The sequence below is a fragment of the Burkholderia sp. Bp9090 genome (assembly GCF_003857985.1).
GTDB lineage: Bacteria > Pseudomonadota > Gammaproteobacteria > Burkholderiales > Burkholderiaceae > Burkholderia.
The window spans coordinates 123443-148235 of sequence record NZ_QTPV01000008.1; the positions used below are offsets into that span (position 1 = coordinate 123443).

At 69.0% G+C, this 24793-nt stretch carries 24 protein-coding genes; 17 read left to right on the top strand and 7 right to left on the bottom strand.

Annotated elements, in window-relative coordinates:
* Nucleotides 1-30 precede the first annotated feature (30 nt).
* Nucleotides 31-954 carry a branched-chain amino acid transaminase gene (locus tag DIE16_RS10560; RefSeq protein WP_047898927.1) on the bottom strand — a complete coding sequence of 308 codons (924 nt, stop codon included), beginning with the start codon at nt 952-954 and terminating at the stop codon, nt 31-33.
* 207 nt (nt 955-1161) lie between these two features.
* Here DIE16_RS10560 and DIE16_RS10565 point away from each other — a divergent pair, with 207 nt between their 5' ends.
* The 3 genes from DIE16_RS10565 (at nt 1162) to DIE16_RS10575 (ending at nt 3723) form a co-directional block, all read left to right on the top strand.
* Nucleotides 1162-1917: an AzlC family ABC transporter permease gene (locus DIE16_RS10565; protein ID WP_124486923.1), complete on the top strand. Its 756-nt coding sequence runs from the start codon at nt 1162-1164 to the stop codon at nt 1915-1917.
* Nucleotides 1914-2237, top strand: a complete 324-nt coding sequence (locus DIE16_RS10570; RefSeq protein ID WP_124486924.1) for an AzlD domain-containing protein — start codon at nt 1914-1916, stop codon at nt 2235-2237. Before DIE16_RS10565 ends, DIE16_RS10570 begins: the two co-directional genes overlap by 4 nt.
* A gap of 289 nt (nt 2238-2526) precedes the next feature.
* Nucleotides 2527-3723: a phosphoglycerate kinase gene (locus DIE16_RS10575; protein WP_124521091.1), complete on the top strand. Its 1197-nt coding sequence runs from the start codon at nt 2527-2529 to the stop codon at nt 3721-3723.
* A gap of 157 nt (nt 3724-3880) precedes the next feature.
* Here DIE16_RS10575 and DIE16_RS37060 read toward each other — a convergent pair whose 3' ends face one another.
* Nucleotides 3881-4009, bottom strand: coding sequence for a hypothetical protein (locus DIE16_RS37060; RefSeq protein WP_257773798.1), 129 nt, complete (start codon nt 4007-4009; stop codon nt 3881-3883).
* On the opposite strand from DIE16_RS37060, the gene pyk reads away from it, so the two are divergent.
* The 6 genes from pyk (at nt 4008) to DIE16_RS10605 (ending at nt 10804) form a co-directional block, all read left to right on the top strand.
* A complete protein-coding gene (gene pyk, locus DIE16_RS10580) occupies nt 4008-5444 on the top strand; it encodes a pyruvate kinase (protein WP_044844504.1) in 1437 nt (478 codons plus the stop codon). The genes DIE16_RS37060 and pyk overlap by 2 nt on opposite strands.
* A 312-nt stretch (nt 5445-5756) precedes the next feature.
* Nucleotides 5757-6821, top strand: coding sequence for a class II fructose-bisphosphate aldolase (gene fba / locus DIE16_RS10585; protein WP_044844503.1), 1065 nt, complete (start codon nt 5757-5759; stop codon nt 6819-6821).
* A 231-nt stretch (nt 6822-7052) separates the two neighbouring features.
* On the top strand, nt 7053-7943 hold the full coding sequence (locus tag DIE16_RS10590) for a phosphoribosylaminoimidazolesuccinocarboxamide synthase (protein WP_124521093.1): 891 nt from the start codon (nt 7053-7055) through the stop codon (nt 7941-7943).
* 17 nt (nt 7944-7960) lie between these two features.
* On the top strand, nt 7961-8482 hold the full coding sequence (purE, locus tag DIE16_RS10595) for a 5-(carboxyamino)imidazole ribonucleotide mutase (RefSeq protein WP_044844501.1): 522 nt from the start codon (nt 7961-7963) through the stop codon (nt 8480-8482).
* An 88-nt stretch (nt 8483-8570) separates the two neighbouring features.
* A complete protein-coding gene (locus tag DIE16_RS10600; RefSeq protein WP_044844500.1) occupies nt 8571-9764 on the top strand; it encodes a 5-(carboxyamino)imidazole ribonucleotide synthase in 1194 nt (397 codons plus the stop codon).
* An 11-nt stretch (nt 9765-9775) separates the two neighbouring features.
* A complete protein-coding gene (locus tag DIE16_RS10605; protein WP_044844499.1) occupies nt 9776-10804 on the top strand; it encodes an L-threonylcarbamoyladenylate synthase in 1029 nt (342 codons plus the stop codon).
* A gap of 91 nt (nt 10805-10895) precedes the next feature.
* Here the strand turns inward: DIE16_RS10605 and DIE16_RS10610 are convergent, their stop codons facing one another.
* The 3 genes from DIE16_RS10610 to dacB form a co-directional block, all read right to left on the bottom strand.
* Entirely contained in the window at nt 10896-12041 is a 1146-nt protein-coding gene (locus tag DIE16_RS10610; RefSeq protein WP_124892251.1) for an SGNH/GDSL hydrolase family protein, read from the bottom strand.
* A 95-nt stretch (nt 12042-12136) separates the two neighbouring features.
* Entirely contained in the window at nt 12137-13051 is a 915-nt protein-coding gene (locus DIE16_RS10615) for a sterol desaturase family protein (RefSeq protein ID WP_124892252.1), read from the bottom strand.
* A 441-nt stretch (nt 13052-13492) separates the two neighbouring features.
* Nucleotides 13493-15028, bottom strand: a complete 1536-nt coding sequence (dacB, locus tag DIE16_RS10620) for a D-alanyl-D-alanine carboxypeptidase/D-alanyl-D-alanine-endopeptidase (RefSeq protein ID WP_124892253.1) — start codon at nt 15026-15028, stop codon at nt 13493-13495.
* Between the two features lie 183 nt (nt 15029-15211).
* On the opposite strand from dacB, the gene DIE16_RS10625 reads away from it, so the two are divergent.
* The 6 genes from DIE16_RS10625 (at nt 15212) to DIE16_RS10650 (ending at nt 20597) form a co-directional block, all read left to right on the top strand.
* Nucleotides 15212-15874 (top strand): response regulator, encoded by a 663-nt coding sequence (locus tag DIE16_RS10625; protein ID WP_044844495.1) that lies wholly within the window; start codon nt 15212-15214, stop codon nt 15872-15874.
* 3 nt (nt 15875-15877) lie between these two features.
* Nucleotides 15878-17224: an ATP-binding protein gene (locus tag DIE16_RS10630; RefSeq protein ID WP_124570686.1), complete on the top strand. Its 1347-nt coding sequence runs from the start codon at nt 15878-15880 to the stop codon at nt 17222-17224.
* 120 nt (nt 17225-17344) lie between these two features.
* Nucleotides 17345-18829, top strand: a complete 1485-nt coding sequence (locus DIE16_RS10635; RefSeq protein ID WP_044844493.1) for a DegQ family serine endoprotease — start codon at nt 17345-17347, stop codon at nt 18827-18829.
* A gap of 93 nt (nt 18830-18922) precedes the next feature.
* Nucleotides 18923-19360 (top strand): carboxypeptidase-like regulatory domain-containing protein, encoded by a 438-nt coding sequence (locus DIE16_RS10640; RefSeq protein WP_124521097.1) that lies wholly within the window; start codon nt 18923-18925, stop codon nt 19358-19360.
* A gap of 138 nt (nt 19361-19498) precedes the next feature.
* Nucleotides 19499-19858 carry a DUF427 domain-containing protein gene (locus DIE16_RS10645; protein ID WP_044844491.1) on the top strand — a complete coding sequence of 120 codons (360 nt, stop codon included), beginning with the start codon at nt 19499-19501 and terminating at the stop codon, nt 19856-19858.
* Between the two features lie 28 nt (nt 19859-19886).
* Entirely contained in the window at nt 19887-20597 is a 711-nt protein-coding gene (locus tag DIE16_RS10650; protein ID WP_124892254.1) for a CoxG family protein, read from the top strand.
* A 62-nt stretch (nt 20598-20659) separates the two neighbouring features.
* On the opposite strand, the gene DIE16_RS10655 is transcribed toward DIE16_RS10650, so the two are convergent.
* Nucleotides 20660-21661 carry a helix-turn-helix domain-containing protein gene (locus tag DIE16_RS10655; protein WP_124521101.1) on the bottom strand — a complete coding sequence of 334 codons (1002 nt, stop codon included), beginning with the start codon at nt 21659-21661 and terminating at the stop codon, nt 20660-20662.
* 152 nt (nt 21662-21813) lie between these two features.
* Between DIE16_RS10655 and DIE16_RS10660 the strand changes: the two genes are divergently transcribed.
* Nucleotides 21814-22467 (top strand): cysteine hydrolase family protein, encoded by a 654-nt coding sequence (locus tag DIE16_RS10660; protein WP_124666045.1) that lies wholly within the window; start codon nt 21814-21816, stop codon nt 22465-22467.
* 5 nt (nt 22468-22472) lie between these two features.
* Here DIE16_RS10660 and DIE16_RS10665 read toward each other — a convergent pair whose 3' ends face one another.
* On the bottom strand, nt 22473-23114 hold the full coding sequence (locus DIE16_RS10665; RefSeq protein ID WP_124486934.1) for a TetR family transcriptional regulator: 642 nt from the start codon (nt 23112-23114) through the stop codon (nt 22473-22475).
* 398 nt (nt 23115-23512) lie between these two features.
* Between DIE16_RS10665 and DIE16_RS10670 the strand changes: the two genes are divergently transcribed.
* On the top strand, nt 23513-24790 hold the full coding sequence (locus DIE16_RS10670; protein WP_124486935.1) for an efflux RND transporter periplasmic adaptor subunit: 1278 nt from the start codon (nt 23513-23515) through the stop codon (nt 24788-24790).
* The last annotated feature ends 3 nt before the right edge of the window (nt 24791-24793 follow it).

A 24793-nucleotide genomic window follows, 5' to 3' on the forward strand; every position in this document is an offset into this window, starting at 1 on the left:
TTTTGTGGGGCGGTCGGTGGCGCAGCGCACTCAGACCTTCGTCAGCCAGTGCGCGTACTTCGCGTTCTTGCCCGACACGATATCGAAAAACGCCGACTGGAGCTTTTCCGTGACCGGGCCGCGCGCGCCGCTGCCGATCGTGCGGTTGTCGAGTTCGCGGATCGGCGTGACTTCGGCGGCCGTGCCCGTGAAGAACGCCTCGTCGGCCGTGTAGACCTCGTCGCGCGTGATGCGCTTCTCGATCACCTCGATGCCGGCGTCCTTCGCGAGCGTGATGACCGTGTCGCGCGTGATGCCGTCGAGGCACGACGACAGGTCGGGCGTGTACAGCTTGCCGTTGTTCACCAGGAAGAAGTTCTCGCCGGAGCCTTCCGACACGTAGCCGTCGACGTCGAGCAGCAGCGCTTCGTCGTAGCCGTCGGCGGTCGCTTCCTGGTTCGCGAGGATCGAGTTCACGTACCAGCCCGACGCCTTCGCGCGCACCATCGACACGTTCACGTGGTGGCGCGTGAACGACGACGTCTTCACGCGGATGCCCTTCGCGAGGCCTTCCTCGCCGAGGTACGCGCCCCACGGCCATGCGGCGATCGCGACGTGGATCGTGTTGCCCTTCGCCGACACGCCGAGCTTTTCCGAGCCGACCCAGATGATCGGGCGCAGGTAGCACGACTCGAGCTTGTTCTCGCGCACGACTTCGAGCTGCGCGGCTTCGAGCGTTTCCCGGTCGAACGGCACGTCCATCTGGAAGATCTTCGCCGAATTCAGCAGACGTTTGGTGTGCTCGCGCAGACGGAAGATCGCGGTGCTGCCGTCGGCCGTCTTGTACGCACGCACGCCCTCGAAGACGCCCATGCCGTAGTGCAGCGTATGGGTCAGGACGTGGATCTTGGCGTCGCGCCAGTCGATCAGCTTGCCGTCCATCCAGATCTTGCCGTCGCGGTCGGCCATTGACATAGGATTCTCCTGGAAGCGGTGAGGTGCTGCGGGTTGTGTGCAGCGTTGAGCCGGAAAGACGCATATTTTAGCGTCATTTGGCGTCGAGCCGGTCGGTCGGCCGAGGGCCGGGGCTATAATCGTCCGGCACCGATTCCAATGACGACGGGCCGTGCCGGCGGGAGACGCCGGAGCCCGGACGAACCGCCCGCTGCGGCCCGCTTTCCCATGCTCGCTCGATTGTCCGCCACCGACCGCTTCGCGCTGATCCAGGGCGCGCGCGACTATTCCCCGACCCTGATGGCGATCCTGTCCTGGGGGCTCGTCACCGGCGTCGCGATGAGCAAGTCGGTGATGACGCTCGGGCAGGCGAGCGCGATGTCGATCTTCGTCTACGCGGGCTCGTCGCAGCTCGCGGTGCTGCCGCTCCTCGTCGCGAAGCTGCCGATCTGGACGATCCTGCTCACGGCCACGATGGTCAACCTGCGCTTCGTGATCTTCAGCGCCGGGCTTGCTCCCCATTTTTCCTACCTGCCGCTGTGGCGGCGCCTCGCGATCGGCTATTTCAACGGCGACGTGATCTACCTGCTGTTCCAGAAACAGGGCTTCGCGAACGGCCACGTGCCGGGCAAGGAGGCGTATTTCTGGGGGATGGCGCTCGCGAGCTGGGCGTCGTGGCAGGCGTCGTCGCTCGCCGGCATCCTGCTCGCGAGCTTCGTTCCCGCGAGCTGGGGGCTGGAGCTGGCCGGCACGCTCGCGCTGATCCCGATCATGGTGTCGGCGGTCGCGAACCGCTCGACGCTCGCGGCCGTCGCGGTCGCCGGCATCGTGTCGCTCGTCGCGTTCGACCTGCCGTACCGGCTCGCGCTGCCGATCGCGGTGCTGGCCGCGCTCGCGGCGGGCAGCATGGCCGATTTCTTCGTCGAACGGGCCGACTGGCGGCGCATCCGTACCGAAACCGTGCACGAGAAGGAGATCGAATGAGCGCGACCGAGATCTGGATCGTCATCGTCGGGATGACGGTCGTCACGGCCGTCACGCGCGCGCTGTTCCTGCTCGGCGGCGAACGCACCGTGCTGCCCGAGCGCGCCCAGCGCGCGCTGCGCTACGCGCCGGCCGCCGCGCTCGTCGCGGTCGTGCTGCCCGACGTGCTCGAAACGCCGGCCGGGCTGTCGTTCGCGCTGTCCAATCACCCGTTCTACGCGGCGCTCGCCGGCCTCGGCTGGTTCTTGTGGCGGCGCAGCATGCTCGGTACGATCGTCATCGGGATGCTCGTCTTCACCGTGCTGCGCCTGATCTTCTGACGAATCGCCGCGCCGGCCGGCCGGGGCCGGCCGGGGCCGGCCGCTGGCGCGCGCGCATTGCTGCGTTGCGGCAATGTGTCGATGGCCACGCGCGATCCCAAATAGGCGGAATTCGCCGCCGCACGGGTCAGTCTGCCGGATGGATCGGCTAGAATGCCCGTTCGAGATTTTTTACCCGTGCGCGTCATGCGAACCGCCAGCCACGGCCGCATCCGGCGCCCTTTCGCGGCAGCCCGCGCACGTCCAGCGTGAACCCCCTTTCCCCATCCACTACTTCAATCTGTTCAACATGAGCCAAGTCAAGCGTCTTACCGACCTGATCGCCGCCGGCCAGCTCGCCGGCAAGCGGGTGTTCATCCGCGCCGACCTGAACGTCCCGCAGGACGATCAAGGCAACATCACCGAAGACACGCGCGTGCGCGCGTCCGTGCCGGCCATCCAGGCCGCGCTCGACGCCGGCGCGGCCGTGATGGTCACGTCGCACCTCGGTCGTCCGACCGAAGGCGAATTCAAGCCGGAAGACTCGCTCGCGCCGGTCGCGAAGCGACTCGCCGAACTGCTCGGCCGCGACGTGCCGCTCGTCTCGAACTGGGTCGAGAACGGCGTGAACGTCGCGCCGGGCCAGGTCGTGCTGCTCGAGAACTGCCGCGTGAACAAGGGCGAGAAGAAGAATTCGGACGAGCTCGCCCAGAAGATGGCGAAGCTCTGCGACGTGTACGTGAACGACGCGTTCGGCACCGCGCACCGCGCGGAAGCGACCACCCACGGGATCGCGAAGTACGCGCCCGTCGCATGCGCGGGCCCGCTGCTGGCCGCCGAACTCGACGCGCTCGGCAAGGCGCTCGGCAACCCGGCGCGTCCGCTGGTCGCGATCGTCGCCGGTTCCAAGGTGTCGACCAAGCTGACCATTCTCAAGTCGCTGGCCGGCAAGGTCGACCAGCTGATCGTCGGCGGCGGCATCGCGAACACGTTCATGCTTGCGGCCGGCCTGTCGATCGGCAAGTCGCTCGCGGAAGCCGATCTCGTCGCCGAGGCGAAGGCGATCATCGACGAGGCGCGCGAGCGCGGCGCGTCGGTGCCGATCCCGAGCGACGTCGTCACCGCCAAGGAATTCTCGCCGACGGCAGCAGCCACGGTGAAGCAGGTCGCCGACATCGAAGCGGACGACATGATCCTCGACATCGGCCCGGATACGGCCCGCGCGCTCGCCAGCCAGCTCGAGAAGGCCGGCACGATCGTGTGGAACGGCCCGGTCGGCGTGTTCGAGTTCGACCAGTTCGGCAACGGCACCAAGACGCTCGCCGAAGCGATCGCCAAATCGTCCGCGTTCTCGATCGCGGGCGGCGGCGACACGCTCGCGGCCATCGCGAAGTACGGCATCCACGACCAGGTCAGCTACATCTCGACGGGCGGCGGCGCCTTCCTCGAGTTCCTCGAGGGGAAGAAGCTGCCGGCCGTGGAAGTGCTCGAAACGCGGGCGGCCTGAGCGTGGTGGCGCGCGCAGGGGTGACGAAGGCCGCGCGCTCCGCGAAAGCGGAGCAGCCGGCCGGCGCGGGCAAGCGCAAACGCGCGCCCGCGCGGGCGAACTCCACCCCGCGCGCACCGGCGGCCGCCGGCGACGCGGCCATGCAGCACCACGAGATTCAGAACAAAGCGATGCCGGGCGCAAGCACCGGCACGCCCCCCGGAACGGCCGCCGCTGGGCTCGCCGATTCCGGCTCTCGCAGCGTTTCACCCAGCGCATCCACCTTGATCCAGATGAGGAGTTTCATGCAGCGCGCCACCAAGATAGTCGCCACGATCGGCCCGGCTTCCAGTTCGCCGGAGATTCTGCTGCAGATGATGCAGGCGGGCCTCGACGTCGTGCGGCTCAATTTTTCGCACGGCACGGCCGACGATCACCGCCAGCGCGCCGAGATGGTGCGCGAGGCCGCCCGCAGGGTCGGCCGCGAGATCGCGATCATGGCCGACCTCCAGGGCCCGAAGATCCGCGTCGGCAAGTTCGAGAACGGCAAGACGACGCTCGTGCCGGGTCAGGCCTTCATCCTCGACGCGGGCTGCGAGCTCGGCAACGACGAGCGGGTCGGCCTCGACTACAAGGAGCTGCCGCGCGACCTGAAGCCGGGCGACCTGCTGCTGCTGAACGACGGCCTGATCGTGCTGACCGTCGAGCGCGTGCTCGGCGACGAGATTCACACGATCGTCAAGGTGGGCGGCGAGCTGTCGAACAACAAGGGGATCAACCGCCAGGGCGGCGGCCTGTCGGCGCCCGCGCTGACCGCGAAGGACATGGAAGACATCCGCACGGCGATGTCGCTCGGCGCGGATCTCGTCGCGGTGTCGTTCCCGAAGAACGCGACCGACATGGAAATGGCGCGCCAGCTCGCGAACATCGCGGGCGCGCCGTACGGCATCAAGCCGAAGATGATCGCGAAGATCGAGCGCGCGGAGGCGATTCCGGCGCTGCAGAGCATCCTCGACGCGTCCGACGGCATCATGGTCGCGCGCGGCGACCTCGCGGTGGAAGTCGGCAACGCGGCCGTGCCGGCGCTGCAGAAGCGCATGATCCGGATGGCGCGCGAGTCGAACAAGCTCGTGATCACCGCGACGCAGATGATGGAATCGATGATCCACGCGCCCGTGCCGACCCGCGCGGAAGTGTCGGACGTCGCGAACGCGGTGCTCGACGGCACCGACGCGGTGATGCTGTCGGCCGAGACGGCCGCCGGCAAGTACCCGGTCGTCACGATCGAGACGATGGCGGCCGTGTGCGTCGAGGCGGAAAAGTCGGAACACGTCGAACTCGACAAGGATTTCCTCGACCGCACGTTCACGCGGATCGACCAGTCGATCGCGATGGGCGCGTTGTTTACCGCCTATCACCTGGGTGCGAAGGCGATCGTCGCGCTGACCGAATCGGGCGCGACCGCGCTGTGGATGTCGCGTCACTACACGCACGTGCCGATCTTCGCGCTGACGCCGCGCGTCGGCAGCGAGCGCACGATGGCGCTGTACCGCAACGTGACGCCGCTGCACGTCGACTTCAACAGCGATCGCGACTCGGCGCTGCAGGCGGCGCTCGAGATCGTCGTCAAGCAGGGCTACGTGCAGCACGGCGACATGGTCGTGCTGACCGTCGGCGAGCCGATGGGGCAGGCGGGCGGCACCAACACGCTGAAGATCGTGCGGGTCGGCGAACATTATTGAGCGCCGGCGTGCACCGGGCCGGTCCGTCGACCGGTCCGACGGCCGCCCGAACTGATCGGGCACCGTTTATTCGACGAAAGCCGCGCGGGGTTCGATGCCCCGCGCGGCTTTTTTTCTGTTTTTTGGCCGCATTGTGCCGTGCGAAGGTAACAAAATGCGAGTACGCGCCACCGGGCGGTCGGAATCGGAGGCGCTTCGCGATAAAATGCGGCTATTCGACGCTCAGCCGCGCCGTGCCGCCCCGGATTCGACGGGGAGCGAGCGCCGCGCCGGCGTCAGGGCGCACCGGTTTTCATTCCAAGGAGTTCCACAATGCCTCTCGTATCAATGCGTCAATTGCTGGACCACGCGGCAGAGCACGGTTACGGCCTGCCGGCCTTCAACGTGAACAACCTGGAGCAGGTCCAGGCGATCATGGCGGCAGCGGACCAGGTCGGCGCGCCCGTGATCATGCAGGCATCGGCCGGTGCGCGTAAGTACGCGGGCGAGCCGTTCCTGCGCCACCTGATCGAAGCGGCGGTCGAGTCGTATCCGCACATCCCGGTCGTGATGCACCAGGATCACGGCCAGTCGCCGGCGGTCTGTACGGCCGCGATCCGCAGCGGTTTCACCAGCGTGATGATGGACGGTTCGCTCGAAGCCGACGGCAAGACGGTCGCCTCGTACGAATACAACGTCGACGTGTCGCGCAAGGTTGTCGAGATGGCGCACTCGATCGGCGTGACGGTCGAAGCCGAACTCGGCGTGCTGGGCTCGCTCGAGACGATGAAGGGCGACAAGGAAGACGGCCACGGCGCGGAAGGCACGATGACCCGCGAGCAGCTGCTGACCGATCCGGAGCAGGCCGCCGACTTCGTGAAGCTCACGCAGTGCGACGCGCTCGCGATCGCGATCGGTACCTCGCACGGCGCGTACAAGTTCTCGAAGAAGCCGACGGGCGACATCCTGTCGATCCAGCGCATCAAGGAAATCCACGCACGCATCCCGAACACGCACCTCGTGATGCACGGTTCGTCGTCGGTGCCGCAGGAACTGCTGGCCGAGATCCGCGAATTCGGCGGCGACATGAAGGAAACCTACGGCGTGCCGGTCGAGGAAATCCAGGAAGGCATCAAGCACGGCGTGCGCAAGATCAACATCGACACCGACCTGCGTCTCGCGATCACCGGCGCGATCCGCCGCTACCTGTTCGAGAACCCGGGCAAGTTCGATCCGCGCGATTACCTGAAGCCCGCGCGCGAAGCGGCGAAGCAGGTCTGCGTCGACCGCTACCTCGCGTTCGGCTGCGAAGGCCAGGCCGCGAAGATCAAGCCGGTGTCGCTCGACAAGATCGCCGAACAGTACAAGTCCGGCGCGCTCGCGCAGGTCGTGCGCTGAGACTGTAGTACGATTGCCCCGCCCGGTTTCGCGCCGGGCCGGGGCTGACTGCCTTGGGGCCGGATCGGATCCGGCTCCGGCAGCCGTTCCGTCCGGCCGAACAAGGGCCGGCCGGCAACCGACGGGCGTGATCTCCCGGCGGTTCGCCGACGCATTGCAAGACCGCCGTTCCCGCCTGCCGCGGGGAACGGCGTTTCCCTTTTTGTTTGGCTCCTTATCTGCGAAAAGACGATGTCTACCCTTTACGAATCCACGCTCCGCTCGCTGCCGCTCCTCGGTCGCGGCAAGGTCCGCGACAACTACGCGGTCGGCAACGACAAGCTCCTGATCGTCACGACCGATCGCCTGTCGGCATTCGACGTGATCATGGGCGAGCCGATTCCGAACAAGGGCCGCGTGCTGAACCAGATGGCGAACTTCTGGTTCGACAAGCTCGCGCACATCGTGCCGAACCACCTGACGGGCGACACGCCGGAAGCGGTCGTCGCGGCCGACGAGGTCGAGCAGGTCAAGGGCCGCGCCGTGGTCGTCAAGCGCCTCGAGCCGATCATGATCGAGGCGGTCGTGCGCGGCTACCTGGCCGGCAGCGGCTGGAAGGAATACCAGGCGTCGGGCGCCGTGTGCGGCGTCAAGCTGCCGGAAGGCCTGCAGAACGCGCAGAAGCTGCCCGAGCCGATCTTCACGCCGGCCGCGAAGGCCGAGCTCGGCGAGCACGACGAGAACATCACGTTCGAGGAAACCGAGCGCCGCATCGGCACCGAGCTGGCCGCGACGATCCGCGACATCTCGATCCGCCTGTACAAGGAAGCAGCCGACTACGCGGCGACGCGCGGCATCATCATCGCCGACACGAAGTTCGAATTCGGCCTCGACAACCACGGCAAGCTGTACCTGATGGACGAAGTGCTGACGGCCGATTCGTCGCGCTTCTGGCCGGCCGATCAGTACCAGGTCGGCACCAACCCGCCGTCGTTCGACAAGCAGTTCGTGCGCGACTGGCTCGAGGCGCAGCCGTGGGGCAAGACCGCGCCGGCACCGGCATTGCCGGCCGACGTCGTCGAGAAGACGGCCGCGAAGTACCAGGAAGCGCTCGAGCGCATCACCGGCCAGCCGCTCGCCTGAACGAAGGAACGCACGAAATGAGTGAAGTCCAGACTGCCCACACGCACAGCGCGCCGCTCGTCGGCGTGCTGATGGGTTCGAGTTCCGACTGGGACGTGATGAAGAACGCGGTCGCGATCCTGCAGGAATTCGGCGTGCCGTACGAAGCGAAGGTCGTGTCCGCGCACCGGATGCCCGACGAAATGTTCGACTACGCGGAGAAGGCGCGCGAGCGCGGGCTGCGCGCGATCATCGCGGGCGCCGGCGGTGCCGCGCACCTGCCCGGCATGCTGGCCGCGAAAACCACGGTGCCGGTGCTCGGCGTGCCGGTCGCGAGCAAGTACCTGAAGGGCGTCGATTCGCTGCACTCGATCGTGCAGATGCCGAAGGGCGTGCCGGTCGCGACGTTCGCGATCGGCGAGGCCGGCGCCGCGAATGCCGCGCTGTTCGCGGTGTCGATCCTGTCCGGCAACTCGGTCGACTACGCGAACCGGCTCGCCGCGTTCCGCGTGCGCCAGAACGAAGCCGCGCACGCAATGGTGCTGCCGCCGCTCGCGTGACGGCGCACCGGCGGCCGCACTGCGATGCCAGCGGCCGCCTGATCCTCCCCACTGCGGCGGGCGTTGCCCGCTGCGACCGACCACTGACATGACCGCAACTCCTGATTCCGTTTCCCCGATCCTGCCCGGCGCGTGGCTGGGCATGGTCGGCGGCGGCCAGCTCGGCCGCATGTTCTGCTTTGCCGCCCAGTCGATGGGCTATCGCGTCGCCGTGCTCGATCCCGATCCGACGAGCCCCGCCGGCGCGGTCGCCGACCGTCACCTGCGCGCGGCCTACGACGACGAAGCCGCGCTCGCCGAACTGGCCGAACTGTGCGATGCCGTGTCGACGGAATTCGAGAACGTGCCGGCCGCGAGCCTCGATTTCCTCGCGCGCACGACGTTCGTCGCGCCGGCCGGCCGCTGCGTCGCGGTCGCACAGGACCGGATCGCGGAGAAGCGTTTCATCGAGGCGTCGGGCGTGCCGGTCGCGCCGCACGTCGTGATCGAATCGGCGGCGGCACTCGCCGCGCTCGACGATGCCGCGCTCGACGCGGTGCTGCCGGGCATCCTGAAGACGGCGCGCCTCGGCTACGACGGCAAGGGCCAGGTGCGCGTGAGCACAGCGCGGGAAGCGCGCGACGCGCATGCGTCGCTCGGCGGCGTGCCGTGCGTGCTCGAGAAGCGCCTGCCGCTGAAATACGAAGTGTCCGCGCTGATCGCGCGCGGCGCGGACGGCCGCTCGGCCGCGTTCCCGCTCGCGCAGAACGTGCATCACAACGGCATCCTCGCGCTGACGGTCGTGCCGGCGCCGGCCGCCGATGCCGCGCGCGTCGAGGAGGCGCAGCAGGCAGCCGTGCGGATCGCCGATACGCTCGGCTACGTCGGCGTGCTGTGCGTCGAATTCTTCGTGCTGGAAGACGGCTCGTTCGTCGCGAACGAAATGGCGCCGCGCCCGCACAACTCCGGCCACTACACGGTCGATGCGTGCGCAACGAGCCAGTTCGAGCAGCAGGTGCGCGCGATGACGCGCATGCCGCTCGGCAACCCGCGCCAGCACTCGCCGGCGGCGATGCTGAACATCCTCGGCGACGTGTGGTTCCCGAACGGTGCGGCCGAGGCCGTCACGCCACCGTGGGACACGGTCGCCGCGATGCCGGCCGCGCACCTGCACCTGTACGGCAAGGAAGAAGCGCGCGTCGGCCGCAAGATGGGTCACGTGAACTTCACGGCCGAGACGCGCGACGACGCGGTTGCCGCGGCCACCGCGTGCGCGCAGCTGCTGCGCGTGCCGCTCGACTGAGGCACCGGCCGATGTCCATCGATCTCCCGAACACCGTGACGCCCGCGCAGATCGACGCGGCTGCCGCGCTGCTCGACGCGGGGCAACTCGTCGCATTCCCGACCGAAACCGTGTACGGGCTCGGCGGCGACGCGGCGAATCCCGAGGCCGTCGCGCGCATCTATGCGGCGAAAGGGCGGCCGGCGAACCATCCGGTGATCGTGCATCTGCCGCCCGGCGGCGACCCGGGCTACTGGGCCGACGACCTGCCGGCCGATGCACAGGCGCTGATCGATGCATTCTGGCCGGGCCCGCTGACGCTGATCCTGAAGCGTCATGCGCGCATTCCGGATGCCGTGAGCGGCGGCCAGGATTCGGTCGGCCTGCGCTGTCCGTCGCATCCGGTCGCGCAGGCGCTGCTGGCCGCATTCAGCGCGCGGCGCGGCGGCCACGGCGGCGTCGCCGCGCCGTCCGCGAACCGCTTCGGCCACGTGAGCCCGACCACCGCTCAACATGTGCGCGAAGAATTCGGCGACACCGTGCACGTGCTCGACGGCGGTCCGTCGGAAGTCGGCATCGAATCGACGATCCTCGACCTGTCGCGCGGTTTTCCGGCGCTGCTGCGCCCGGGCCACGTGACGCCGCAGCAGATCGCCGACGTGCTCGGCCGCGCGCCGCGCCTGCCCGACGGCAGCGATGCGACCGCGCCGCGCGCGTCCGGCACGCTGAAGGCGCATTACGCGCCGCGCACGCCGCTCGCGCTGCTGCCGTTCGACGCGCTCGAGCCGCTGCTCGCGGCCGCGCAGACCGACGGCGAACGCGTCGCGCTCGTCGCGCGCGCGTCGCGCGCGGGACGCTGGGCGCAGGCCGACGGCGTGCATTTCGTCGCGGCGCCGGAAGATCCGCAGGCATATGCGCGCGATCTGTACGGGATGCTGCGCGCGCTCGATCGTGCGCAGGTCGCCCGCATTCTCGTCGAGAAGCTGCCCGAGACCGTCGAGTGGATCGCGGTCAACGATCGTCTCGGTCGTGCGGCCGCGGCGTTCGAAGCGCGCGACTGACGCGGCTTTCCGACGCCGTCCGCTCCGGAATGAAACAACGCCCGACCGGCGAACCGGTCGGGCGTTATTGTTTGCGCGCGTGGCGGGCGGCTTATTTGCCGACGCCCGAAGCCGCGATCTGCTTCTCCACGAACTGTGCGAACAGCGCGTGCAGGCGCGTCGTCGGGTGGACCGTGTCGGCGAACATGTAGGTCTGGTCCGCGTTCGGGACCGTGTAGGTCTGCGGCGAGCAGAACAGCGACGAGCCGAATGCGGTCGCGTTCGCGACGCCGTACTGCGTCGCGGCCGCGACCATCGCCTTCAGGTTGCACGCGGTGTCGGTGTTCGACACGCTGAAGCCGTTCGCCTGGTAGTTGGCCGCGATGCCGTCCTGCCACGTGAACGTGTCGAGCAGCGCGACCTTCGTCGTGTCGACCTTCAGCGCAGCCAGCGTGCCGGCGAGCGTCTTGTTGAACAGCCCGGACAGTTGCGTGAACGCGGCCTGCGTCTGCGCGCCGCCCTGCAGCGCGAGCGGCGTGCCGCCGATGTCCGGCACGTTCGACACGTACACGTGCGCCGCGCCCGCCGCGACGATCTGCTGGACGATCCCGCCGAGCTGCTGCGCGGCCAGGCCGATCGCCTGCGCCGCCGCGAGTTGCGCGGCCGGCGTGTTGCCTTGCGCCTGCGCGACCTGCGCCTGGTAGAAGATGTCGTTCGCGCCGCCGTTGACCAGCACGATCTGGCCGGCGTTGAAGCTGCCGTGCTGCGTCAGGTACTGCTTGACCTGATCGGCGATCGGCGTCGTGGTCGCCTGCGCGTAGTCGGCGTTCGGCACGCTCGCGTCCGCGTGGCCGATGCCCGGCTGCAGCGTCACGCGCGAGCCGCCCTGTGCATAGCCGAGGCCGCCCGTCGCCTGCAGCGGAATGCCGAAGCCGCCCTGGTTCGCGGGCTGCAGCGTGTCGCCGTAGTACTGCGCGACATCCTGGGTCCACACCTGGCCGGGGTTGGTCGTGAAGCGGCCGCCGCCGAAGCCGAGCTTGATCTGCGAGTAGGTGCCGGCGTCCGACAGGCTGTCGCCGAACGACACGACCTGCATCTTCACGCCGGACGGCGGCGTGTTCGACGCGCTGCTGCTGTTGTTGTCGTCACCGCCGCCGCATGCGGCGAGCAAGGCGAGCGCGGCGCCCGCGATCGCGACCTGCGCGGTGCGCAGCAGGCGTTGGCGGCTGCGTGACGGGAATTGTCGTTGTGACTGCATCGTTCGATCTCCTCGTAGATATGGCCCGATGTATTGTGCATCTGCCGCGCGTCTCCTCAGGTACTGGTTGCGCGGCGGCCGTTGGCTGAAGCGGTTTATTGGTCGCGCACGGCCGCGAGCGGCGTGGTGCGCGGATCGTGGTTTGCGGCCTCGGCGATCTGCGCATGATAAGCGCTCGCCCATTCGGGCGGGCCGAAAATCGCGCACAGCTTGTTGCGCCATCCACGGACGCGCAACGCGTCGGCCGCCATCGACACCCACTCGTGAAACGTCGCGACGAGCGGGTTGTTCGAGCCGAGCGGCTCGACGATTCCGAATTGCGGCGGATCGTCGGGCGACTCCTCGACGTAGCTGCCGAACAGGCGATCCCAGATCACGAGCACACCTGCGTAATTGCGGTCGATGTAGCGCGGGTTGCGTGCATGGTGCGCGCGATGGATCGACGGCGTGTTGAGCACGTATTCGAGCCAGCCGAGCTTGCCGATCGCCTGCGTGTGCACGAAGAACTGGAACGCGAGGTTGATCAGCACGACGCCGACGATCTGCTGAGGCGGAAAGCCGAGGAACGCGAGCGGCAGCCAGAACGCCCACATGCCCGCGACGGGATACATCAGGCTCTGCCGGAACGCGGTCGAGAAATTCATCCGCTCGGACGAGTGGTGCACGACGTGCGCGGCCCACAGCCAGCGCACGCGATGGCTCGCGCGATGGAACCCGTAGTAGAGGAGATCCTGGCCGACGAACAGCACGGCGAACGACAGCCAGCCGTCGTGCCACGTGAACAGCCGGAAATGTGCGTAGCAGTACGCATAAACGGGGATCACGAACAGCCACGCGAGCTTGTCGGCGGCCTGGTGCATCAGCGCGAGCGCCGCATTGCACAGCGTGTCGCGCCACGCATAGAGATGATCCTGCGCGCGCGTGCGGGCGAGGTGCCAGGCCTCCCACGCGATGCAGAGCAGGAAGACGGGCGCCAGCGCGAGCAGAAGCAATTCGACGTCGAATCGCATGGACGTGTCTCCTCCTTTCCCCTGCAAGCCGTGAGGCCGGGCGTATGGCCCGTTGTAGATATCGGTCAGGCCAACAGCCTACGCAATCGGCACGCGCTAGGCGAGGGGGCAGCGTAGAGGGTTCCCTCTGAGCGGCCCAAACCGGTCGCTTCGCGCCAGGCCGCCGAGGGGGCGTCGTGCGGGGCGGAAAACCTGGGGGCGGCCCGGCGTTTTCTTGAGGACAGGGTTTCTACGGAAGCCATGCGGAACGGGGCCGCGCGGTGCGGCCCCGTTTCATGGGCACGGCTGGCGGGCGCTGCGCGGCGCGCCGGCGGCCGGGACCGTTTCAAACCGCGCGGCGAGAACGCCCGGGGTGCGGGGCGCCCCGACATGTGGCGCCGCCCGCGATCGACGCAAGCCGGCAGCGCGGCATGCGTGCGCCGCTTCGCGGCGCGTGCGTCGTCAGTGCGCGCCCGCGTAGATCCATTCGAGCAGCGTGTCGTGCGCGGCACGCGCGCCTTCGGCTCGATCGTCGTTGATGAAACTGACGACGATGTAGCTCTGCCCGTCGGCGCCCGCGACGTAGCCCGCGATCGCGCGCACGTCGCGCAGCGTGCCGGTCTTGATGTGCGCGTTGCCGAGCACGCCGGCGTTGGTGAGACGGTTCTTCATCGTGCCGTCGATGCCGGCGATCGGCAGCGAATCGATGAACGCCTGCGCGACGGGGCTCGCGTTCGCGGCCTGCAGCAGCGCGGCGAGCGACTGCGCGCTCACGTGTTCTTCGCGCGACAGGCCCGAGCCGTTCTCGAGGTCGAGATCGGGCATCGCGATCCCGCTCTTCTGCAGGAACGCGCGAATCGCGCGGCTCGACTGCTCGGGCGTCGCGGGCGGCTTGCCGGCGACCGCGCCGATCGTCAGGAACAGGTTGCGCGCCATCACGTTGTTGCTGAACTTGTTGATGTCGTAGACGATGCTGCCGAGCACGGGGCTGTGATGGACCGCGAGCGGCCGCGCGGTGGTCGGCACCTTGCCTTCGCTGACGGGGCCCGCGATCGTGCCGCCGTCCTGCTGCCACAGCGCGAGGAAGCCGCGTGCGAAGAACGTCGTGTGATCGAGGATCGCGAGGTTCGTGGTGTGCGCGCCGCAGCGCAGCGGATAGTCGCCGGCGAACGAGGCGGTCATGATGCCGCCGCCGGCCGCCGACAACGTCGGACGCGCGGCCGCGGCCGCCGCGCCGCACGACCCGGTGCCTTCGACCAGCTGGTTGTCGATCGACAGGTTCGCGAGCGGCGGCAGCACGTCGACGGCGATCTTGCCGTCGTCGCCCGGCGTCACCGTGAACGACACGGCCTTGAACGCATACAACAGCGGATCGGGGCCGACGTTGTACGGCGCGCTCACGTCGTCGTCGAACGACGGCAGGTCGCGTGTCGACGCGGCAAAATAGCTCTTGTCGAGCACGAGGCCGCCGGCCACGCGCTTGATGCCCGCCTTGCGGATCTTGTCGACGAGGTCGATCAGTTCCTCCGGTACGAGCTTCGGATCGCCGGTGCCCTTGATGTAGAGGTTGCCCTGCAGCGTGCCGTCCGGATCGACCGGGCCGTCCGCGTACGCGGTGGTGCGCCAGCGGAAGTCGGGGCCGAGGATCGACAGCCCCGAGAAGGTCGTGACGAGCTTCATCGTCGACGCCGGCATCATCGGCCGGCTCGCGTTCCACGCGATCAGCGGCTCGGGATCGCCGACGCGCTCGACGACGACGCTCATCGCCGAGGCCGGCACCTTCGCGCGCTGCAGTGCGACGAGCACGGACGCCGGCAGGCCGGCCGCCCGCTCGGCGGGCGACACCACGGCGGTCTTGCGCGCTTCCTTGTGGGACTTCTTGCGGGCCTGGGCGGACGGTGCGAACGCAAGGGCCGTGCAGGTGGCGACGACGGCGGCCGCACGCAGGAAGGGGCGGGCGCGGGGGGCGAACCGGGCGGAAAAATCGGAAATCGGCATGGGCGAATACGGGAAAAGCATCGGGCTCGGGCAGGGCGCGCGCGGCGCCGGAGCGCACATTGTAGAGACAAGTGCGCACACGCCCCTTGCAATCCGCCTTTCTGTTGCATTGCAGGCGGCGCACCCGATTCGCGGCGCTACAATGGTCGCCATGTCTTACTCGTCAGATGGGTTCCGGTTCCGATGCGGATTCTGCTTGTTGAAGACGATCGAATGATCGCCGAGGGCGTACGCAAGGCGTTGCGCGCCGACGGCTTCGCGGTCGACTGGGTGCAGGACGGCGACGCCGCGCTCACGGCGCTCGGCGGCGAGACGTACGACCTGCTGCTGCTCGACCTCGGCCTGCCGAAGCGCGACGGCATCGACGTGCTGCGCACGCTGCGCGCGCGCGGGCAGTCGCTGCCGGTGCTGATCGTCACCGCGCGCGATGCGGTGGCCGATCGCGTGAAGGGGCTCGACGCGGGCGCCGACGACTACCTCGTCAAGCCGTTCGACCTCGACGAACTGGGCGCGCGGATGCGCGCGCTGATCCGCCGCCAGGCCGGGCGCAGCGAGTCGCTGATCCGCCACGGCGCGCTGACGCTCGACCCCGCGTCGCACCAGGTGACGCTCGACGGCGCGCCCGTCGCGCTGTCCGCGCGCGAGTTCGCGCTGCTCGAGGCGCTGCTCGCGCGGCCCGGCGCGGTGCTGTCGAAAAGCCAGCTCGAGGAAAAGATGTACGGCTGGGGCGAGGAGATCGGCAGCAACACGGTCGAGGTCTACATCCACGCGCTGCGCAAGAAGCTCGGCTCGGACCTGATCCGCAACGTGCGCGGGCTCGGCTACATGGTCGTCAAGGAAAGCTGACGCGTGCGGTCGATTCGTCATCAACTACTGATCTGGCTGCTCGCGATCGTCGTCGCGGGCGTGGGCGCCGCGGGCTGGCTGATCTACCGGCAGGCGCTCGCCGAAGCGAACGAGCTGTTCGACTACCAGCTGCAGGAAATCGCCGCGGCGCTGCCGTCCGAGCCGTTTTCGCAGGTGTTCGGTTCGCGCACCAACGGCGACGAAGGCATCGTGATCCAGATCTGGAACCGCAACGGCGTGCTGATGTACTTCTCGCATCCGCGCGCGCCGATCGCGCCGCGCGCGGAACTCGGCTTCTCGACCGAGCGCACCGATCGCGGCGAATGGCGCGTGTACGGCGCGATCGTCGGCGACAACGTCGTGCAGCTCGCGCAGCCGCTGTCGGTGCGCAACCGGCTCGCGGCGAACGTCGCGCTGCGCACGCTGTGGCCGCTGATCGTGCTGCTGCCGTTTCTCGGCGCGGCGGTCTGGATGATCGTCGGGCAAGGGCTCGCGCCGCTCGAGCGCCTCACGCGCGCGGTCGAGGCGCGCCGGCCGGAAGCGCTCGATCCGTTGCCCGATGCGCGCCTGCCGCTCGAGGTGCAGCCGCTTGTGCGCGCGCTGAACGGGCTGCTCGCGCGGCTCGCGGCCGCGCTCGACACGCAGAAGGCCTTCGTCGCCGATGCCGCGCACGAGCTGCGCACGCCGCTCGCGGCCGTGCAGATCCAGGCGCAGCTCGTCGCGCGCGCGAAGGACGACACTTCGCGCCGCGAGGCGCTCGCCGATCTGCAGGACGGCGTCACGCGCGCGACGCGCCTCGCCGAGCAACTGCTCGCGCTGGCGCGCGCCGAACCGGACGGCGCGACGATGCGCGAGCCGGTCGACCTGCAGGCGCTGCTGGTCGAATGCGTGGCCGCGCATGCACCACTCGCGCAACGGCACAGCATCGATCTCGGCTTCGAGGAGACGCGCGCGGCGACCGTCGTCGCGGACGTCGGCGCGCTGCGCGTGATGTTCGGCAACCTGCTCGACAACGCGGTGAAGTACACGCCGGACGGCGGCCGCATCGACGTGTCGCTGACGCGCGACGCGGCCGGCCGCGCGTGCGTGCAGATCGGCGACAGCGGCCCCGGCATCCCGGCCGAAGAGCGCGAGCGCGTGTTCGACCGCTTCTACCGCGACAGCTCCGCGCGGGCGCGGGCCGACGTGTCGGGCAGCGGGCTGGGGCTCGCGATCGTCAAGCGCGTGGCGGCTCAGCAGGGCGCGACCGTGACGCTCGGCGACGCGGCCGCGGGCGGCCTGCTCGTGAGCGTCGTGTTCCGCGATGCCGAGCTGCCGCAGCCGGCGCCGCAGGCGTCCGAATCCGTATGACGAACGGCACACCGCGCGGGCGCCGCGCGGTAGCGGCGGCCTAAGCCCCGCTTAAGGTCGATTAAGCCTCCTTTAAGTCAGCGTCGTTACGCTGCGTCCTAACAACGAGGAGGTCCTACGATGAACACCCGATTCCTTGCGCGCGGCGCCGTCGCGGTCGCCGTGGCGGCCGCCCTGTCCGCCGGTTATGTCGCGGGCACCCGCCGCGCCGATCCGCAGATCATCACGCCCGCGCAGGCCGCCGCGCTGATGCCGGCCGAGGCCGCGGCGAAGACCGGCATTCCCGATTTCTCCGGGCTGGTCGAAACCTACGGCCCGGCGGTCGTGAACATCAGCGCGAAGCACGTCGTGAAGCAGGTGTCGCGGCGCGTGCCGCAGCCGCAGCTGCCGATGGATCCGAGCGATCCGTTCTACCAGTTCTTCAAGCACTTCTACGGCCAGGTGCCGGGCATGGGCGGCGACACGCAGCCGGACGACCAGCCGAGCGCGAGCCTCGGGTCGGGATTCATCGTCAGCTCGGACGGGTACATCCTCACCAATGCGCACGTGATCGACGGCGCGAACGTCGTTACGGTCAAGCTGACCGACAAGCGCGAGTACAAGGCGAAGGTCGTCGGCGCCGACAAGCAGTCCGACGTGGCGGTGCTGAAGATCGACGCGAGCGGCCTGCCGACCGTGAAGATCGGTGACCCGGCACAGAGCAAGGTCGGCCAGTGGGTCGTCGCGATCGGTTCGCCGTACGGCTTCGACAACACGGTCACGTCCGGCATCATCAGCGCGAAATCGCGCGCGCTGCCCGACGAGAACTACACGCCGTTCATCCAGACCGACGTGCCGGTGAACCCCGGCAACTCGGGCGGCCCGCTGTTCAACCTGCAGGGCGAGGTGATCGGCATCAACTCGATGATCTACTCGCAGACGGGCGGCTTCCAGGGCCTGTCGTTCGCGATCCCGATCAACGAGGCGATCAAGGTCAAGGACGAACTCGTGAAGACCGGCCACGTGAGCCGCGGCCGCCTCGGCGTCGCCGTGCAGGGGCTCAACCAGACGCTCGCGAGCTCGTTCGGACTGCAGAAACCGGACGGCGCGCTCGTCAGCTCGGTCGACCCGAATGGCCCGGCCGCGAAGGCCGGCCTGCAGCCGGGCGACGTGATCCTCGCGGTCAACGGCTCGCCGGTGGCCGATTCCACGTCGCTGCCCGCGCAGATCGCGAACCTGAAGCCGGGCTCGAAGGCCGACCTGCAGGTGTGGCGCGACAAGTCGACGAAGTCGATCAGCGTGACGCTCGGCGCGATGACCGACGCAAAGCTGGCATCGAACGACGGCGGCCCCGTCGAGCAGGGGCGCCTCGGCGTCGCGGTGCGTCCGCTCACGCCGCAGGAGCGCAGTGCCGCCAACCTGTCGCACGGGCTGATCGTGCAGCAGGCCGGTGGGCCGGCAGCCAGCGCGGGCATCCAGCCCGGCGACGTGATCCTCGCGGTCAACGGCCGCCCGGTCACGAGCCCCGAGCAGTTGCGCGACGCGGTCAAGGGAGCAGGCAACAGTCTTGCTCTCCTGATCCAGCGGGATAATGCACAGATCTTCGTGCCGGTCGACCTGAGCTGACCGGCGGCCGTTGCGGGCCGGCCTGGCCGGCCCCGACGGGCGTCGCCGGCGTTCGGCCCGTGGTGCTGTGTTCCGACCCGAAAGGAGGGAGCCATGCAATATCTACGCAACGTGTCCCGATTTGCCGTCGCGGCGGCGCTGGCCGCCGGCTTCGCCGCCGCCGTGCCCGGCGCGTACGCGCAATCGGACGGCTTGCCCGCGGCGAGCCAGCAGGGCGATGTCAGCTACGTGTCGGGCGGCATCGGCAAGGATCAATCGACGGCATTCGAGAGTAACGAGGCGGCGTGGCCGCTGGCGCTGCGGTTCACCGGCAAGGGCGGCGAATACCTGGCCGACGTCCATGTGCGGATCGTCGACGGCAAGGGCACCGAGCTGCTGGCGACGGACGCGCGCGGGCCGTACATGCTCGTGAAGCTGCCGCCGGGGCGCTACACCGTGCACGCGTCGTACCAGGGCAGCGACGAATCGCGCGCGGTCACGGTCGGCGCGAAGGGCGGCGCGAAGGTCGCGTTCCAGTGGAGTGCGCAGTAGCGCGTCGCGCGCAGGCCCGGCCGGGCCGCGCAATCGGGCCCAGTTTCGCCCATAATGAAGGCCACGGCACTTGTGCCGTGGCTTTTTCGTTTCCGGCCCGCGGCTTGCGCGCCGGGACCGCCGCCCGGAGGAGAAACGATGTCCGATGCCGCCGATCCTCGCCTCGAAATCGTGCCGAACCGCCATCGCGTGCGCGTGATCCATCGCGGCATCACGTATGCCGATTCGCACGGCGCGCTGACCGTGCGCGAAACGGGCCTGCCGGATATCCATTACCTGCCGCGCGGCGACGTGAACATGCACCGGCTCGTGAAGTCGAGCGTCACGACGGACTGTCCGCTGAGGGGCCGGGCCGTGTATTTCGACCTGCAGACCGAAGACGGCGTGATCGAGAACGCCGCATGGAGTTACGAGGAACCGGGGGCGACCGCGTCCGCGCTTGCGCACTACGTCGCCTTCGACGTCGCACGGGTCGACAGTCTCGTCGAGACGTCCTGATGCGGCGCGTGTTCATCGGGGAGGCATCATGGAACTGAACGACACGTTACGCGTACCGCTCGCGCCGGCCGTCGTGCGGGCGGCGCTCGAGGATCTCGCGCTGCTGCGGGCGAGCTTCGACCATTGCGAATCGTTCGTGAAGCTCGCGCGCGGCGAGTTCGCGCTGACCATCACGGTGCCGCTCGGCCCGCTGCGCGCGCGCTACGACGTGCGTGCGCATTCGGCGAGCGAGCAGGGCGACGCGGAAGGGCAGCCGCGCCGCGTGCTCAACTTCAAGGCGCGGGCCGACGGCCTCGGCGCGCTGCGCGGGCAGGTCGAGCTCGTGCTGCGGCCGGACGATGACGACACGGCCGCGACGTGCATCGAATACCTGGTGTGGGCGACGGCGAGCGGGCCGCTCGCCGAGCTGCCGGCGCGGCAGATCGAGAACGCGCTGCACGAGTGGACGGACGATTTCTTCCGCGAATTCTGCGCGGTCGTGCAGGCGAAGCACGGTCTCGTGCCGAACCGCGCGCGCTCGAGCCCGCAGCGTCGCCAGCATGTGTTCCTGCGGCCGGCGTCGCTGATGGCCGCGGCGAAGCGTCCGCTGCCGCCGCGCCTCGGCGGCGCGCTCGGCGGCCGCGCCGCGAGCGCCGTGCATCATCGCGAATCGGGCCCGCTGCCCGTCTGGGCGTGGGCCGCGATCGTCGTGTTCGTGGCGCTGCTGCTGTACGCGGCGCGCTGGATCAACGGCACCTGAGCGCCTGCGCGCGCCGCCGCGCTGCCTCATTGTCCGGCCGTTCGTCGGCGGCGCGGCCGCCGCTAGCGTCGGGCGTCGGGCCCGGCGCCGCGAAATTCCCGCCGATATGCCGACGGCGACGTGCCGAGCGCGCCCGCGAAATGCTGGCGCAGCGACACGCTCGAGCCGTAGCCGGCCGCTTGCGCGATCGCGTCGATCGATTGTCCGGTGGTTTCCAGCAGATGCTGCGCGCGCGTGAGCCGCTCGGCCTGCAGCCACGCGGTGACGGTCGTGCCCGTCGCCTGGCGGAAGTGGCGCGTGAAGGTGCGCCGGCTCATCAGCACGCGTTCGGCGAGCGAATCCACACTGTGCGCGACGTCGAGATGCGCGCGCACCCAGTCGAGCAGGCCCGCGAGGCGCGCGTCGCGCGGATGCGCGGCGACCGGCTGCGGCACGTATTGCGCCTGGCCGCCCTGGCGGTGCGGCGGGATCACGAGACGCCGCGCGATCCGGTTCGCGGCGTCCGAGCCGAAGCGCCGCCGCACGACGTGCAGGCAGCAGTCGAGCCCTGCGGCCGTGCCGGCCGACGTCATCAGGTTGCCGTCGTCGACGTACAGCACGTCGGGGTCGAGCTTCACGCGCGGAAAGCGCTGCGCGAAGTCGTCGGCCCACGCCCAGTGTGTCGTGGCCGGGCGCCCGTCGAGCAGCCCGGCCGCGGCGAGCACGTACGCGCCGAGGCACAGGCCGACCACCTGCGCGCCGCGCGCGGCGGCCGCGCGTACCGCATCGACCAGCACGTCCGGCGGCGCTTCGTCGGGATCGCGCCATGCCGGCACGATCACGATGTCCGCGTCGTCGAGCGCGTCGAGCCCGTAAGGCGCGGTGATCGTGAAGCCGCCCGTCGTCGACAGCGGGCCGCGCTCGGCCGAGCACACGCGGCACTCGAACGCGGGCATCGCGGCCGCATCGCGCTCCTTGCCGAACACGACGGACGGCACCGACAGGTGGAACGGGCTGATGCCGTCGTACGCGATCACGGCGACGACGGTTGAGGCGGGGGCAACGGACGACGCAGCGGCGCGCATGACGGGCTCCGGGGTGGCGATGGCCCGATTCTATCGAAGAATGGCTATCGGGCCACTGTCCGCCGGCGCGATGCAATCCGACAATGCATCGCATCGCGCTGCTGTCCGCCCCGTTCCGGAGCGGGGCGGCGCGGCCGAACCCGGAGCCTGCCATGTCGAACGCCGTATCGTCTTCCGCTTCCCGCCGTGCCCTGATCGTGATCGATGTCCAGAACGAATACGTGACCGGCAACCTGCCGATCGAATATCCGCCCGTCGACGCGTCGCTGGCGAACATCGGCCGCGCGATCGACGCCGCGCACGCGGCCGGCGTGCCGGTGATCGTCGTCCAGCACGTCGCGCCGGCGGGCGCGCCGATCTTCGCACCGGGCACCGACGGTGTCGCGCTGCATCCGGTCGTCGCCGACCGGCCGTATGCGCACCTCATCGTGAAGGCGCAGGCCAGTTCGTTCGCCGGCACCGATCTCGCCGCGTGGCTCGACGCGCACGGCATCGATACGCTCGCGGTCGCCGGCTACATGACGCACAACTGCAATGCGTCGACGGTCTATCACGCGGCCCACGCGGGGCTCGCCGTCGAATACCTGGCGGACGCGACCGGCGCGTTGCCGTACGAGAACGAAGCGGGCGCGGCGAGCGCCGAAGAGATTCACCGCGCGTACACGGTGGTGTTCCAGTCGAATTTCGCGGCCGTGATGTCGACCGACGCATGGATCGCGGGACTCGGCGGCGCGGCGATGCCGACGCGCGATTCGGTGGCCGCGTCGAACCGGCGGGCCCGCGCGCAACGCGCGAAGGCGGCCTGAGCCGGTCAGTCGCCCGTCTTCAGCATCGCCGGGCTGTAACGCATCATGTCGAAGCAGCCGTCGACGAGCTGTTCCGCGTGCTGCTCGGCGTCGATCTCGTCGGGCAGCATCAGCATGTCGCGCACGAAACCGCTGACGAGCGTGTGCAGCATCAGCGTCGCGCGCCACGTGTCGAGCCGCTCGGGCAGCAGCTTGAGCCGCACGGCGCCCGCGAGATCGGCATCGATCGCGTGCAGCGCCTCGCTCATCCCCGCGCGGTTGCGCTGCAGCAGCGGCTCCATGTCCGCGACGTACTCGCACTTCATGAACAGGATGCTGAACACGCGCCGCAACTGCGAGTCGCGCTGCACGCCGAGCAGGCACCAGATCAGGATCTTGCGGATCTTCTCCAGCGGATTGCCGCCGGGCGCATCGAGCGGCATCCGCTTGAGTTCGTCGATCGGCAGGAACACGCGGTCGAACATCGCGTCGAACAGCTCGCTCTTGTTCGCGAAATGCCAGTAGATCGCGCCGCGCGTCACGCCGGCGTGATGGGCGATGTCCGCGAGCGACGTGTGCGACACGCCCTTCTCGAAGAACACGTGTTCGGCGGCGTCGAGAATGCGGTTGCGCGTCTCGAGCGCCTCCTCCTTGGTGCGTCTGACCATGTGCAGGCCTGAATGGATCGATCGTAGGTGAATATAGGGTCCGTAACCCTCGTCGCGGCTGTGCGGACGGGCTATGCTTGCGACTGGTAATAATTCGTAAGACTTGGCGGTTGGCGACGGACGAGCGGGCTTTTTACATACATTCGTGAATGTATATACAATACCACCCTACGATCGAATGACCAAAGTGGCAATCAGTTAATATCCCACTCTGCTGATTCCCGCCAAAGTACCAGTCCGCAGTTCGCGGCATCTCGTCGGCATGGAGGTCTCGTGCCGACTTGCTGTATCCAGTAGTCCAGTAATTCAGGTGTTCGATCTGCGCCGCGAGGCGCATCCGTGTGGCGCTCCGTCCGTGCGCCGCACTCATTCCATTGGTTACACACAGAGGTCGCTCCATGCGCGTCGAACGGGTTCCATACCGCTTGATCACTGTCGCGGCAGCCGCGGTTTTCCTGGCTGCATGCGGAAAAAAAGAATCGGCACCGCCGCCGCAAACGCCGGAAGTCGGCGTCGTCACCGTCCAGCCGCAAGCCGTGCCGGTCTACAGCGAACTGCCGGGCCGTACCAGCGCATTCCTCGTTGCGCAGGTCCGCGCGCGGGTCGACGGCATCGTGCTGCGCCGTGAATTCACCGAAGGCACCGACGTCAAGGCCGGCCAGCGTCTGTACAAGATCGATCCGGCGCCGTACCTCGCTGCATTGAACAGCGCGAAGGCGACGCTCGCGAAGGCGCAGGCGAACCTCGTCACGCAGAACGCGCTGGTCGCGCGCTACAAGGTGCTGGTGGCCGCGAACGCGGTCAGCAAGCAGGACTACGACAACGCGGTGGCCACCCAAGGGCAGGCCGCGGCGGACGTCGCGGCCGGCAAGGCAGCGGTCGACACCGCGCAGATCAATCTCGGCTACACGGATGTGGTCTCGCCGATCACCGGCCGCGTCGGCATTTCGCAGGTGACGCCGGGCGCGTACGTGCAGGCGAGCCAGGCGACGCTGATGTCGACGGTGCAGCAGCTCGATCCGGTCTATGTCGACCTGACGCAGTCGAGCCTCGACGGGCTGAAGCTGCGCCAGGACGTGCAGAGCGGCCGCCTGAAGACGAGCGGCCCGGGCGCGGCGAAGGTGTCGCTGATCCTGGAAGACGGCAAGACGTACTCCGAAGCCGGCAAGCTGCAGTTCTCCGACGTGACGGTCGACCAGGCCACCGGCTCGGTGACGATCCGCGCGGTCTTCCCGAACCCGGGCCGCGTGCTGCTGCCGGGGATGTTCGTGCGCGCACGGATCGAGGAAGGCGTGAACGAGAACGCGTTCCTGGTGCCGCAGATCGGCGTCACGCATGACCAGAAGGGCCAGGCGATCGCGATGGTGGTGAACGCGAGCAACAAGGTCGAGCCGCGTCCGCTGAAGACGGCGGGCATGCGCGGCCAGGACTGGATCGTCGAAGGCGGTCTGCAGGCGGGCGACCACGTGATCGTGCAGGGGGGCGAGAAGGTGCGTCCGGGCGCGACCGTGAAGTCGGTGGAGGCACAACTCGCACCGGCGGCCGGTGCCGCATCGGGTGTCGCCGCTGCCACCGCCGCGCCGGCTGCCGCCGGTTCCGGCGCCGCCGCCGCGTCCGGCGCCGCCGCATCGGGCGCAGCGCCGGCGAGCGCCGCCGCTGCTTCGAGCGCGCAATAACAG